Annotated in this window: 9 protein-coding genes; all 9 read left to right on the top strand. The window is 43.3% G+C overall.

All coding sequences use genetic code 11. The features are described 5' to 3' along the window. Positions 1–18 precede the first annotated feature (18 nt). The 9 genes from EYA77_RS00190 (at position 19) to pglX (EYA77_RS00150) (ending at position 14895) form a co-directional block, all read left to right on the top strand. Positions 19–1167 carry a TIGR04083 family peptide-modifying radical SAM enzyme gene (locus tag EYA77_RS00190; protein WP_167815544.1) on the top strand — a complete coding sequence of 383 codons (1149 nt, stop codon included), beginning with the start codon at positions 19–21 and terminating at the stop codon, positions 1165–1167. 104 nt (positions 1168–1271) lie between these two features. Next, a complete protein-coding gene (locus EYA77_RS00185; RefSeq protein WP_245241074.1) occupies positions 1272–2651 on the top strand; it encodes an aspartate kinase in 1380 nt (459 codons plus the stop codon). Next, positions 2648–3643: a phosphoribosylformylglycinamidine cyclo-ligase gene (gene purM, locus EYA77_RS00180; RefSeq protein ID WP_167815515.1), complete on the top strand. Its 996-nt coding sequence runs from the start codon at positions 2648–2650 to the stop codon at positions 3641–3643. The genes EYA77_RS00185 and purM overlap by 4 nt, the downstream gene beginning before the upstream one ends. A gap of 365 nt (positions 3644–4008) precedes the next feature. Beyond that, positions 4009–4587 carry a DUF1788 domain-containing protein gene (locus EYA77_RS00175; protein WP_167815514.1) on the top strand — a complete coding sequence of 193 codons (579 nt, stop codon included), beginning with the start codon at positions 4009–4011 and terminating at the stop codon, positions 4585–4587. A 2-nt stretch (positions 4588–4589) separates the two neighbouring features. After that, positions 4590–8132, top strand: a complete 3543-nt coding sequence (gene brxC / locus EYA77_RS00170; RefSeq protein ID WP_245241072.1) for a BREX system P-loop protein BrxC — start codon at positions 4590–4592, stop codon at positions 8130–8132. Position 8133: 1 nt separating this feature from the next. Next, positions 8134–9966: a BREX-1 system adenine-specific DNA-methyltransferase PglX gene (pglX, locus tag EYA77_RS00165; RefSeq protein ID WP_167815512.1), complete on the top strand. Its 1833-nt coding sequence runs from the start codon at positions 8134–8136 to the stop codon at positions 9964–9966. Next, positions 9966–11456: a helix-turn-helix domain-containing protein gene (locus EYA77_RS00160; RefSeq protein ID WP_167815511.1), complete on the top strand. Its 1491-nt coding sequence runs from the start codon at positions 9966–9968 to the stop codon at positions 11454–11456. The genes pglX (EYA77_RS00165) and EYA77_RS00160 overlap by 1 nt, the downstream gene beginning before the upstream one ends. After that, entirely contained in the window at positions 11453–13177 is a 1725-nt protein-coding gene (gene pglX / locus EYA77_RS00155; protein ID WP_167815510.1) for a BREX-1 system adenine-specific DNA-methyltransferase PglX, read from the top strand. Before EYA77_RS00160 ends, pglX (EYA77_RS00155) begins: the two co-directional genes overlap by 4 nt. Further along, positions 13174–14895, top strand: a complete 1722-nt coding sequence (gene pglX, locus EYA77_RS00150; protein WP_167815509.1) for a BREX-1 system adenine-specific DNA-methyltransferase PglX — start codon at positions 13174–13176, stop codon at positions 14893–14895. The genes pglX (EYA77_RS00155) and pglX (EYA77_RS00150) overlap by 4 nt, the downstream gene beginning before the upstream one ends. The last annotated feature ends 35 nt before the right edge of the window (positions 14896–14930 follow it).

The following is a 14930-nucleotide window of genomic DNA, read 5'->3' as shown; positions in this document are numbered from 1 at the left end:
ACAAACGTAGTGACACCAATGAAAAATCCGTTCCATGTCATGATCATTCCGACACTCGGCTGCCCCGGGCGCTGCAAATACTGCTGGAGTTCGGATGAAAAATCGCCGCGGATGACACTTGACACGATCGACGAGATCGTTCGATGGCTCAAACCCCTCCGGGATCAGCGGGTCACCTTCACCTTCCACGGCGGAGAACCGCTCCTTGCCGGCGCAGAGTTCTACCGGACAGCTCTTCGAAAGATCTCAGAAGAGCTTGCCCACCTTAGCCCCGAGTTCGCCATCCAGACCAACCTCTGGCTCATGACCGACGAACTTGCAGAGATCTTTGCTGAATACCATGTCCCGATCGGTTCATCCATCGACGGACCAAAAGAGCTGACCAACTACCAGCGGGGCAATGAATACTTTGAACGCTGCCTTGCCGGCTACAAAATCGCCGCTGATCACGGACTCTTAGTCAGATTCATCTGCACGTTCACCAACTCTTCCGTCAAACAAAAGGAGGAGATCGTCAACTTCTTCAAAGAACAGGGCTGGGTCATGAAACTCCATCCGGCTCTCCCCTCCCTCAAAGGAGAAAACCCCAATGCCTGGACCCTCTCTCCCGAAGAGTATGGGGAACTGCTGGTCTATCTTCTCGACGAAGCGGTCGAACATCCGGGCGAGATCGAGATCATGAACATCAACGACCTCTGCCGCTGCGTGTTTACCAGAGCGGGAAGCGTCTGCACCTATGCAGACTGCATGGGAACCACCTTTGCGATCGGCCCGGACGGAGAGATCTATCCCTGTTACCGGTTCATCGGGATGCCGGAATGGGTGATGGGCCATGTCAGGGACGCTCCACGAATCGAGAGCCTGATGGAAAGCCATGCAGGCAAACGGATGCTCGCATTCAAGGAGTTTGTCGACACCGCCTGCAAAGACTGCGCTCACATCTCCTACTGCAGAGGAGGCTGCCCGTACAACGCGATCGCGCCGACCGGCGGATCCCTTGAGGGCGTCGATCCGCATTGTACCGCCTACAAACGGATCTTTGACGAGATCACCGGCCGTCTGAACGCTGAGATGAACGCTCCGCCTGCGGCGATGCGGGTTTCCCGGGTCAAACGAAAACAGCAGCCGAGCGTGACGGCTCTTATCAAAAAAATCATCGATGAGTAGGAGGAAACCCGGGGCGATGCCCCCATCCCGCAGAGTATATCACTTGCTACGACCCATAATCTACACAATCACTCAAAGGTGCTACCAATAAGATGCGGCTCGTAATGAAATTCGGTGGAACATCGGTCGGCGATGCGGAATGTATCGCAAAAGTCGTTGATCTCATCAAAAAATCCCGTGAGGAAGGCAATGAAATCGCTGTTGTAGTCTCTGCAATGACGAAAGTCACCGACCAGATAATCACGGCGGCGGAAGGGATTATCAGTTGTACTGATAAGAAAAATCTGGATACGTTCATCTCCTTGCTCAGAGAACGGCACCTTACGGCGCTTGGGATAGTTGCGCCGGATTATATCGACGAAGTCACGACCCACATAGACATCCGGCTCGAACGTCTGAGAAATATCCTCATCGCCGTCAATAATCTTCATGAGCTCACGCCGCGGTCCCGGGACTATATCATCTCCTTTGGTGAAAAACTCTCAGCTCCGATCGTCTCGGCTGCGCTTCGCCAGGCAGGGATCCCGTCGTTTCAGATCAGCGGCTGCGATGCAGGCATCCTTACCGACGGTGTTCACGGCGGAGCAACGGCCCTTGCTGAAAGTTATCCGCGGATCATGGAACGTATCGGGTCAAAGCTCGGCGCTCAGGTCCCGGTCATTCAGGGATTCACCGGCTGTTCCGGTGAAGGAGCCGTAACGACGCTTGGACGCAGCGGATCGGACTACTCCGGCGCTATCATCGGGGCGGGCATCGACGCTGAAGAGATCATCATCTGGACCGATGTCGACGGCGTTATGACCACCGATCCGAGACTCATCCCCGAGGCACGCGTGATCGACTCGCTTTCGTTCCTTGAGATGATGGAGATGTCCTACTTCGGGGCAAAAGTCATCCACCCGCGTGCCCTTCTTCCGGCAATGGAGAAGAACATCCCGGTCTATGTGAAAAACACCTTCAACCCGGCGCATCCGGGGACCGTGGTCATCAGGGAAAGCCATGCCGACAAACGTATCGTGAAAGCCGTTTCCCTGATCAAAAACAGCTGTATGATCAGTATCAGCGGATTTGCCGCCGGGAAACCCGGAGTGGCGGGCGATATCTTCACCTCGCTTGCGGCAGCAGGCGTGAATGTGATGCTGATCAGCCAGGGTTCATCCGAGATGAACATCTCGCTGATCATCACCGAAGAGCAGGTGAACGCAGCGAACAAAGCCCTTGTCCAGATCAAAAACAAAGGACTGATCCGCGAGTACACGTTTGCCAAGGATGTGAACGTGGTCTCGGTGGTCGGTGCGGGAATGGCGGGGACTCCCGGCACTCTCTACCGGATCTTCCACGGGCTTGGTCTTGCAAAGATCAATGTGATGATGATCTCCCAGGGGTCGGAAGTGAACGTTTCGTTTGTGGTGAAGGAGGCGGACGGGATCCGCGCCGTTCGGGCGATCCATGAAGAGTATGATCTTGATAAAGAGGACGCATGACTAAAAAATATTCGTACAAGGAGGCCGGGGTGGATATCAACCTTGAGGCCGACGGGGTGAAAGCCCTGATCCGTCAGCTGAGTTTCAAACGCAGCGGTGAGCATGGCATGGTCGGCGGAGTGGGACACTTTGCCGGGATGATCGATTTCGGCAGCAAAGTTCTTTCGCTGTGTACCGACGGGGTCGGGACCAAGATGCGGATCGCTGATGATCTGAAGGACTGGACGACGGTCGGGATCGATTGTATGGCGATGAACGTGAACGATATGTATGTGATGAACATCGAGCCGATCGCGTTTGTCGATTACATCGCAACGGAAGGTATCGATACGGAGCAGATGATCCAGATCGGGGTCGGGCTGAATGAGGGGGCACGCCTTTCGAATGTGAATATCGTCGGGGGAGAGACCGCGACGCTGAAGGGTATGATCAACGGGCTGGATCTTGCAGGAACCTGTCTTGGCGTGCAGGAGAAGGAGAAGGTCGTGACCGGTGAAAAGGTGGCTCCGGGAGATGTTATCATCGGGGTGGCAAGCACCGGGGTCCATTCGAACGGGTATACGCTGGCACGCAATGTCGCCGAAGAGAACGGCGGGTATGCGGCGGTCCTTCCGTCGGGCAGGACGGTCGGCGAGGCGCTGCTTGTTCCGACAAGGATCTACTCGGAGGTTCTGGATGTCTGCAGTAAAGCGGTGGTTCACGGGATGTGCCATGTGACGGGCGGGGGCCTTTTGAACTTCCTGAGGATCTCGGGTTACGGTTTTGCGATTGAGGATCCGCTTGATGTTCCGGAGATTTTAGCATGGATCGCGGAGAAGGGAGGGCTTGATACGAATGAGCTTTACCGGACGTTCAATATGGGTATGGGTTTTGCGTTTGTTGTGCCAAAGGAGAGCGTGGCGACGGTCCTTTCGATGGTTGACGGGGCAAAAGTCGTCGGCCGTGTGATCGAAGAGCATAAAGTGACGCTGAAAGGCGTGGAAATCACCTGATCTTTTTCTTTTTTTCTAGGGCTTGGGCGGCCCGCGGCGGGTATCCTATTTTTGCATTTAGGAGAGGGGATGCTTTTTTTGCGGGAAAGGGGGACAGGGGCGGAAGGATTTGTCGGGTGTGAGTGTGATTCGGAAAGGAGTTTGCTGGGTGCGGACACATGAGAAAGCCCACCGCGTTCGCAAATCAGAGATTTGCTCTCCGCTTCGGGCTTACAGCCCTCGCTTTCATGCCGGTTTTTCTGTTGTCTATTTTGATGTGATAAAGAGATATGTTGGATTAAGGGATTTTTAGAGTGTTAAACATAGGGTGAACCGCGTAAATCCTAAAGAATATAATACTACCTCACCCCATAGAATACAATATAATGACAATTGAGGGTAGGATAGATCTTCTCAAACAAAAAATCATCAGTGATGATTTTTTAAAGGGGAGGGGGCTTGGAAATGAAATTCCTTTCTGGATATTCGATTATCCTCCTGAAAATGAACTTTTTATCCGAAATTCAATAAAAAAAATTGAAGAAATTTTATCAGGTAATTCTATTGATTTTGTAGATATCGATCTCTATGAATTATGCCTTGAAATCATTGAAGGCAAAATCAAATCTGAGAAAGTTATTGAATTTGAAGACAGAAAAGGTTCTGATGAATTACTAAAAAAATTAAAGATCATGTTGAAATCCGATACTATAAAACAATTAATTAAAGAGAAAATTGATTCTTCAGGGGATGTAAGAGTAGTTTTGTTAACTGGTGTCGGAAAGGCATGGCCTCTTATCCGCTCTCATTCGATTCTTAATAATCTGCAGCCCGTAATGGGAAATATTCCTCTTATAGCCTTCTATCCGGGTGAATATGATAACACTGCACTGAGTCTTTTTGGAAAGTTTAAAGATGCAAATTATTACCGTGCATTTAGGATGATAAATGAGGTTGGAGCTTGATTATGATGGATACTAAAATTGAGAATTTATTCTATAATAACATTAAAAGAGAGATCAACGGTGTTATTAAAGTAGATCAGGATGACGATAAAAATGTTTATACTGAGCTTGATGAGTATGTGGTAACAAAAGAGTCATTAAAATATATTGACACGTTTTTTGACAGATATCAAAAAGCCCTTGATACGCCTACCGATAAGATAGGTACCTGGATCTCCGGTGATTTTGGCTCAGGTAAATCTCATTTTTTAAAGATCATCTCATATCTGCTTGAAAACAGAAGGGTAGGCAATAAAACAGCGCTTGAATTTTTCGAAGATAAGATCTCAGACCCTGCAATACTGACCACAATTGAAAAGTCAGTGAATACCGGAACAAAAGATGTAATTTTATTCAACATTGATGTAAAATCCGGAGAGACTTCTGAAAGGATAGTGGATATTCTAATGAGAGTCTTCAATGAAAAGAGAGGATATTTCGGGGATGTATTCTGGATCGCGGAACTGGAAGAGAATCTCGAAGATCAGGGCATGTTTAATTCCTTCAAAGAAGCGTTTTTAAAAATCAATGGTAACAGATGGGAAGATACACGTGATCGTTATTCTTTTGAACAGGACGATATCGTTGAAGCTCTCTCTAAATGTGGTTTTCAAAGCAGGGAAGCATGTGAGAGATTGTTTGAATCCGATGGTAAAAATTACATATTAACTCCTGAAAAGTTTGGAAAGGCCGTTAAAAAATATTGCGAAGCCAAAGGCAGTGATCATCAGGTTATCTTTCTGATCGATGAAATTGGACAATACATCGGTGACAAACATGATCTTATGCTGAATCTTCAGACTGTTGCTGAGGAACTCGGGACAATATTGAAAGGAAAGGCATGGATAATCGTCACATCCCAGGCAGATATTGAGACTGCCCTCAAAGGAGTAAAAGTGAAGGAGAAGGGTTTCTCCACGATTCAGGCACGTTTTGATACCAGGGTCAGCCTTTCCAGTGCAAATGTCGATGAGGTAATAAAAAAGAGGATTCTTAAAAAGAAAGATGAGTATACTGAGATGCTTTCTCTTTTTTATGAAGAGAAGAAAATTGTTCTTAAAAACCTGATCTCATTTTCGCAGGGTAGTGCAGAGATGAAGAACTACCGCGATTCTGAAGATTTTGTCTCGGTATATCCCTTTGTTCCATACCAGTTCAATGTCCTGCAAAAGGTGTTTGAAAAGATCCGCACAACTGGGTTTACAGGCAAACATCTTGCAAAAGGCGAGCGTTCGATGCTTAATGCATATAAGGAATCGGGTGAGAAGTACGGGGATTTTAAGGTCGGGGCGCTTGTTCCTTTTCACTCGTTTTATGATACTATCGAGAGTTTTTTAGATCCGGTTATCATAAGAACCATCAGCCAGGCGGGTTCAAATGACAACCTTGAGGATTTCGACTGCCTTATTCTAAAAACCCTCTTTATGATCAGGCATGTGAAGGAAATACAGCCGACTCTTGACAATATTGTTGTGCTTTCCCTAACAAGCGTTGATGAAGACAAATTAAGGCTAAAGGAGCGTGTTGTCGCTTCTTTAAACAGACTTGAAAAGGAGACTCTGATCAGCAAATCAGGAGACACATTTTATTTCCTCACAAATGAGGAGCAGGAAATAAACAGGGAGATAAAAAATATCGATGTTGAACGGCACAAAATCATTCAGGAGATCTATGAGAAGGTGTTTAATTCCAATGACATATGTCTGAAGTCATATGGAGAATATAAGTTCAACAAGTCGGTTGATGATAAATTAACCACATCTCCTGATGCAGATCTTACTATTAAATTTTTATCTGAATTATCAGATGATTATTCCCGGGGCAGCGGTCAGCAATCTTTTGCGGGTCAAAATCTCAGCAATAGTGAATACAAGGATACTCTTCTATTTGTTTTTCCTGAGAACAGTCTGTTTATAGAACAGATCACAGCATATCTTCAGATAGATCTCTACCTGAAACAGAAGAGTTCAAACCGGAATGATGAACTGATACAGAAAGTAATAATGGAAAAAGGTCAGGAGTCTGCCAAACTTAAGGATCTATCAGTTTCGGAGATCTGTGAAGGGGTCAAGAATTCAAGGGTTTTCATCGACGGTGTGGAAGTTGTTATCGCTTCAGGAACTCCCAAGGAGAGGGTAAAGGAAGGGTATGAGAGACTTGTTAAGAATGTATATAGCAAGTCAGATTATGTTACAAAGGATTATGAGTCTGAAAATGACATTATCAGGCTTTTAAGATCCGATGACCTGGAAAAATTTGGTGTCGGGAAATCTGAGACTAATAATAATGCTCTCAATGAGATGCTGAGTTATATCAGCATTAAGGATGAGAAAAAATTTACCGTCGTTTTGAGTGAGCTTAGAAATCATTTTATGAAAAAGCCGTATGGGTGGAAGAGTAATACTATTTCCGGGCTTGTTGCGACACTTTTCATGAGTGAGGATATCAAACTCAGATATCAGAAAACATATCTTTTATCTGATCCTGAAGGGATCACAAAATATCTTACAAGAAAGGAGAACTATGATAAAGTAATCATTGAGATCAGGAAGAAAACCGGCATTGAGATAATCAACAATGTAAAGACGGTTTTAAGAGACCTCTATGATAAAAATTGCCTTTCTGAAAAGGAGACTGATCTCTTTGAAAGGACCCTGGATATTTTGGAGTCAGAAAAAAGAAGACTTGCAACTTTGTCTGCTAAGTATTCTGAGGAGGCGAGGTATCCTGGAAAAACAGCGATCGATAATTACAGCAGACTCTTACAAGAGATCTCAGGGATCTCTGATCCGTCCGCTTTCCTGAAGATGGTTTCAGATAAAAAGGATGACCTTTCCAGGCTTCATAAAGAGGCGCAGCCTTCACTGCTGTTCTTCGATGGTACACAATATACTATTTTCAAAAGGATTCTTGGAAAAATTGAGAATTACAAAAGAAATGAACAATTCCTGAATGATGAGGCTAAGATGAGTCTTTTAGAAATTGAAGAGATCATCTCGTCTGCTGAACCCTATTCAGAGATAAAGAAATTCCCTCAGCTTGAAGAAAAGATCAAGTCATCTCTTGCAGCATCTGAAACAGCCTTGCGTAATGAACACAATGATAAAGCCGAGTCATTTAAAACGAGATTGTACACGGGATTTAGTTCCGGGAACAATTATGATGGGTATGTTAGAGAGTGTGTTATAGAAACCTTCGATCGTTCTAAAAAACTGGTTGATACGTCAGATGACTGTTCGTATATTAAACTGCAGACAGGAAATCTTTCCAACATGTATGCCAAAGTCTGCCGGCAGATCGAAGAAAAAATAAAACCAAAACAGGAAACTGAAAACAAAAAAGGGGAAATACCTGAACCAGTTATTTCTCTGAAGGTCATTGATAAAAGCTCCTTTTTCGAGACAAAAAATACGATCGAGAATGAAGATGATCTGGATGAGTATCTAAGAGGTATTAAGGATAAATTAATGGAAATTTTGAAGAATAAGAAAATTCAGGTGGTATAATATGGATAAAGCAAAGGTTTTGGATTTTTCGAATTCACTTCGGAACGATCTTTTGAAAGAGACAAAGAAACGTGCTGCTCATTATGGCATTTTACCCAATAAGATCTCCGAGGTAGAAAAGGAGTTTGAAGATTCTGTCATAATCGGCGGGAAAGTCTATAATAAAAATATAAAGGAGCCAAGAGAGGTTCTTGTAAAAAATATTAAAGATAAAGGATATGAGAGGGTCGTTGAGGAGATAACCTATACCTGGTTCAACAGGTTTGTTGCTCTCAAATACATGGAAGCTAACGGCTATATGCCTGTAAAGGTTTTTTCTTCCGGACAGGTAGGTAAGAATGAGCCTGATATTTTGACGAACGCCCTTGATCTTGGATTTTTAAAGACCAACAGGGAATATATTCTCGATCTTAAATCCGAAGGCAAAGATGAGGAGCTTTACAAATATCTTATTCTGAAGCTTTGCAATTTTCTGCATGAGACGATGCCTTTTATGTTTGAGGTTATCGAGGATTACACCGAGCTGTTATTTCCGGAGCGTCTTCTTCACACCGATTCACTTCTTGGAGATCTGAATGATATGATCATTGAGGATGACTGGAAGGAGACGGAGATAATCGGCTGGATATACCAGGATTATATTTCGGAGAAGAAAGATCTGCTGATGAAGGCAAAGAAGGCGTATTCAGCAGATCAGATTCCGGCTGTAACCCAGCTTTTTACACCAAAATGGATTGTTCAGTATCTGGTTGAGAATTCTCTCGGGCGCCTCTGGATGTTGAACCGGCCGAATTCCCGCCTTTATGAGAGAATGGATTACTACATTATGCCTGAGGAGAAGGAGACCGATTTTCTCAGGATCGATTCACCTGAAGAGATCAGGTTCTGCGATCCTGCCTGCGGTTCGGGCCATATTCTTGTCTATGCCTTTGATCTTTTGTATGCCATATATGAAGAGGAAGGCTATGTGGAATCTGAGATCCCTGAGATGATTCTTAGGAACAATCTCTTTGGAGTTGAGATCGACCGGCGTGCAGGTTCACTTGCGGCTTTTGCGCTTGTTATGAAGGCAAGAAAGAAGAACAGAAAATTCTTTAAAAATCCTGTTCAGCCTAACATCTGCGTTCTTGAAAATGTCTCATTTGACGACGGGGAGCTTGAAAGATATATGGCAAAGGTTGGAACTGATCTCTTTTCGTCAGAGCTAAAAGAGACTATCCTTCAGTTCTCTGAGGCAGACAATTTTGGTTCTCTTATCCGGCCATCCTCAACAGACCTTTCAGATCTCCGCCGGATGCTTGATGAGAAGAATCTCTCTTCAGATCTTGTACTTTTTGAAACCCACGAGAAAGTCAAAAAGGCACTTAAACAGGCTGATTACCTGAGTCCCGGGTATCATGTGGTTGTTGCAAATCCCCCGTATATGGGCAATAAAGGACTTAATGAAGATCTTAAAAAGTTTGCAAAGGACTATTATCCGGACAGCAAATCCGATCTCTTTGCAATGTTTATTGAACGTGGTTTTGATTTGCTTTTTGATAAAGGATACAGTGCAATGGTTACAATGCAAAGCTGGATGTTTTTATCTTCTTATGAAAAACTGAGAGCAAAACTTCTGGATAATGTTACCATCGAATGTATGGCTCATATGGGAAATATGGTTATGGGAATAGCTTTTGGAACATCGGCTACGGTCTGGTGCAAATCCTATCGTGAAGGATATAGAAGTGCATTCTGTTATGTTGAATATGAAGACATTGGTCCTGACGGAAAACCAGTCTCATTTCCGCCATACAATGAAAGAAACAAAGGCGCAGGATTTCAGGAGGCGTAATGTCTCTCCCACTCTCCTCTATGATAAAAATGCCGGAAGGTAAAACGCTTGAATTCAAACGTGACCTTTCCTCACCAAAAAATGTCTTAAAGACAATAATAGCGTTTGCAAACACTGCCGGAGGAAGGATTTTCATCGGTGTTGAGGATGAAACGCGTAACATTTTGGGAATCACAAATCCGTTTGATGAGGAGGAGAGGCTTTGCAGTCTCATTGCTGATAATATTGCACCAAAACTTATCCCTAATGTTGAACTGGTGTCTTTTGGTGATAAAACGCTTCTTGCAGTTGAAGTGTATCCAAGTGGAAGGCGACCTCACTTTATGAAGAATGAAGGTCCTGATGACGGGGTATATGTCAGGCTCGGGTCAACCAACCGCAAGGCAGATAATGAGCTTATCGAAGAGTTACAGCGGAGTGCTTTTGGTGTTTCATTCGATGAGATGCCGATGCCTGATCTCTCTTTGGATAATCTTGATATCGGGTTTGCAAAGAAGGACTTTGAGGGAGTCAGAAAATTAAATGAAGAAGAGCTTCTTACTCTTAAATTTCTGGTTCCTGTCCAGGGAAAACTGGTCCCGACTACTGGTGCCATGCTTCTTTATGGAAAAAACAGGAATTTCTATTTTCCAGATGCCTGGGTCCAGTGCGGACGGTTTATAGGAAAGGATAAGGCGGACATCTTTGATCATACGGATATTCATGAACCTCTTTCTAAATCAGTTGAGGATGTTATGCTCTTTTTGAAGAAACATGCATTTAAGGGAGCTGATTTTTCTAATATTAAACGTAAGGATGTCTGGAGTATTCCCTTAACAATTCTTCGTGAAGCTGTGATTAACGCTATAGTTCATGCAGATTATTCACAGAAAGGGGCACCAATAAGGGTTTCTTTTTTTGATGACAGAATTGAGATTGAAAACCCCGGAATTCTTCTACCCGGAATGACAGTTGAGGATGTTAAGCAGGGTGTATCAAGGATAAGAAACCGTGTGATTGCCAGGGTTTTTAGTGAACTTGATTTAATTGAGCAGTGGGGCAGCGGATTTCGCAGGATATTAAAGGAGGCTGACAAACTGGGGCTTCCTGAGCCTGAGATTATAGAGATAGGAATGCGGATTCGTGTGACTGTTTATCTTGCTGAAAATATAGAGGTAAAGTCCTCCGGCAAAGTAACCGAACAAGTAACCGAACAAGTAACCGAACAAGTAACCGAACAAGTAACCGAACAAGTAACCGAACAAGTAACTCCGCAGGTAAAACGCCTTATCTTATGTCTAAAGAAAAAACCACTCAGTGTTAAGGGTGCAATGGAAGTTCTCGGGCTTAATCACCGGCCTACTTTTATATATGACTACTTAAAACCTGCAACCGATGACGGATTTGTTGAGATGACACAGCCTGATTCACCAAAAAGCCCAACACAGAAATACAGACTTACAGATAAGGGAAAGGCACTTCTTTTGAAAACAGATGGAGATGAGCAATGATGACCGCCAAATTCAAATCCATATCCAGCAACCCCGTCCCGAACTTCTACCGGGCCTCAGCCGAGGAATTCAAAAAGATTCCGGGGAGTCCTATTGCGTATTGGGTTAGTGTCATGGAACGTGAGATATTTAATGAAAGTACAAAACTTGGTAATATTGCACCTGTAAGACAAGGCCTTGCTACAGCAGATAATGATAGATTCCTTCGTTTGTGGTTTGAAGTAAATAATAATAAAATAGGATATAATATAAGTTCTCATGAAGAAGCAAATGATAGTAGAAAGAAATGGTTTCCATATAATAAAGGAGGGGATTATCGTAAATGGTATGGTAATCTTGAATATGTTGTTAATTGGGAAAATGATGGAGCCGAAATTCATGCTTTTAAGCCATATGCTGTCATAAGAAATCCAGAATATTACTTTAAACGTGGAATTACTTGGTCATTCGTAAGTTCATCTTTCTTTGGAGTGAGATATTCAGACTGCAATGCAATATTTGATGTAGGGGGTTCCTCTGCTTTTCCATCTGATGAAGACATATTTTACATTACTGGATTACTGTGTAGTAAGCAATCATTTAATTTTATGAAAATAATGAATCCTACACTTAATTTCCAAGTTGGAAATGTTGCAAATATTCCCGTTTTAAACAATATTCTTGAGTTTTATAAAATTAAAATTAATTCCATTGTAATAAAAATAATTTCTTTATCTCGTAAAGACTGGGACTCCTACGAAACCTCATGGGATTTTGAAACTCTTCCTCTTCTCTCTTCCGAATACAAATCCCCGACGATAAAGGAAACCTACACAAAACTCCGCTCACACTGGCAGGAGATGACCGATGAGATGCAGAGGCTTGAAGAGGAGAACAACCGGATCTTCATTGAGGCATACGGTCTTGAGGATGAACTGACTCCGGATGTTCCTTTGTCTGAGATTACGCTTACATGCAACCCGCATTACCGGTATGCCAAGAATAAGACCGAAGAGGAACTTGAGTCGCTGCTTCTGACTGATACGATAAAGGAGCTGATCTCATACGCAGTCGGATGTATGTTCGGTCGGTACTCGTTGGATAAACCCGGGCTTATCCTTGCAAACCAGGGAGAACATGTCACGGATTATCTTGGGCAGGCTCCAAGCCCATCATTCATGCCGGACGATGACAACATAATTCCTATCCTCGATGATGAGTACTTCACCGATGATATTGTATCGAGATTCAAGGACTTCCTGAAGGTCACGTTCGGAAGAGAAAATCTCTCAGCAAATCTTGATTTTATTGCAAAGGCGTTATCCGACAGGAGCACAGGATCGCCTGAGCAGGTCATCAGAAATTATTTTATCCGCGAATTTTACAAAGACCATGTGCAGAAATACAAAAAGAGACCGATATACTGGATGTTCTCGTCCGGAAAAAATCAGGGATTCAACGCTCTTATTTACATGCACAGGTATGAAAAATCAACACTTGCAAAGATGAGAACCGATTATCTTCTTGAACTTGAATCAAAACTCGATGCCGAAACAGGAATGCTCTCAAAGGATGCTGTGAAGAATAAAGTAAGAATTACAAAGATTCGCAGTCAGATTGAAGAGATAAAAAAGTATGACGAACTCTTAAACAACAAGGCTCTCTCAATGATTGAGATAGACCTCGATGATGGAGTTGTAGTTAACTATGCCAAGTTTGATGGGTTGGTGAAGGGTATATGACCACCAAAACCCCGTCAAACAACCCTGTGCCAAATTTCTACAGAGCATCGGCCGCTGACTTCAAAAAGATTCCGGGGAGTCCTATTGCTTATTGGGCATCAAATTCTGTGAGAGATATTTTTAAAAATAATAAGATATTCGGTAAATCAGCAAAAATAGGTCAAGGATTGAAAACAGGAGATAACAATAAATTCTTGAGACTTTGGTTTGAAGTAAACATACAAAACGTTTCATTTCAATGTAAGAGTCGTTCTTTTAGTGAAAAAGAGAATCGGAAATGGTACCCTTATGCAAATGGGGGAGATTTCAGGAAGTGGTATGGAAATTTTGAAGATGTCGTTAACTGGGAAACTGATGGAATTGAAATTCGAAATTTTTATAATTCAGAGGACAAACTACGTTCAAGACTACAAAATATGTCTTATTACTTTAAAGAAGGTTTGACATGGTCAGCCCTTACAAGTAAAATGTTAAGTGTAAGATTTGTTCCTAATGGCTTTATTTATGGAGGTGCAGGGTATGGGATCTTTAAAACAGATTACAATAATTTTAACTATTTTTTAGGATTATTAAACTCAAAAATCCCAAGTATTGTTGTAAAATGTTTAAATGAAACAATGAATTTTGAAGTCGGTACAATAGAGAGGATTCCTGTAATTTTTAGGGAAAATCTAAATCTGATTTCTCTTGTTGAGAGAAATAAATATATTGCAAAAACCGACTGGGACTCCTATGAGACCTCATGGGATTTCAAATCCCTTCCTCTTCTCTCTTCCGAATACAAATCACCGACGATAAAAGAAACCTACGCAAAACTCCGCACTCACTGGCAGGAGATGACCGATGAGATGCAGAGGCTTGAAGAAGAGAACAACAGAATCTTCATTGAGGCATACGGTCTTGAGGATGAACTGACTCCGGATGTTCCTTTGTCTGAGATTACGCTTACATGCAACCCGCATTACAGGTACGGCGGGAAGAGGACTGAAGAAGAACTTGAAGCGCTGCTTCTCACAGACACGATAAAGGAACTGATCTCATACGCGGTCGGATGTATGTTCGGTCGGTACTCGTTGGATAAACCCGGGCTTATCCTTGCAAACCAGGGAGACCATGTCAAGGATTATCTTGGGCAGGTTCCACGTCCATCATTCATGCCGGATGATGACAACATAATTCCTATCCTCGATGATGAGTATTTCACCGATGATATCGTATCGAGATTCAAGGATTTCCTGAAGGTCACATTCGGAAGAGAAAACCTCTCACAGAATCTTGATTTTATTGCAAAGGCGTTATCCGACAGGAGCACAGGGTCACCCGAGCAGGTCATCAGAAATTATTTCATCCGTGATTTTTACAAAGACCATCTGCAGACATACAAAAAGCGGCCGATATACTGGATGTTCTCATCCGGAAAGGATCAGGGATTCAATGCACTCATCTACATGCACAGGTATGAGAAATCAACACTCGCAAAGATGAGAACCGATTATCTCCTCGAACTTGAATCAAAACTCGATGCCGAGATTGGAATGCTCTCAAAAGATATTGTAAAGAACAAGGCCAGGATCACAAAAGTCAAAAGTCAGATCGAAGAGATCCGGAAATATGACGAGCTCTTAAACAACAAAGCTCTCTCGATGATCGGGATAGACCTTGATGACGGAGTTGTAGTTAACTACGCGAAATTCGAAGATCTGGTGAAGGGGATATGAATCTTTCATATTTAAATGAACACAGATCAAAAACT

The sequence above is a fragment of the Methanocorpusculum sp. GPch4 genome, assembly GCF_012062385.1.
In the GTDB taxonomy this organism is placed as follows: Archaea; Halobacteriota; Methanomicrobia; order Methanomicrobiales; family Methanocorpusculaceae; genus Methanocorpusculum; species Methanocorpusculum parvum.
The sequence above is the reverse complement of the archived record's forward strand: the minus strand, read 5'-3'. Positions and strand labels throughout refer to the sequence as shown.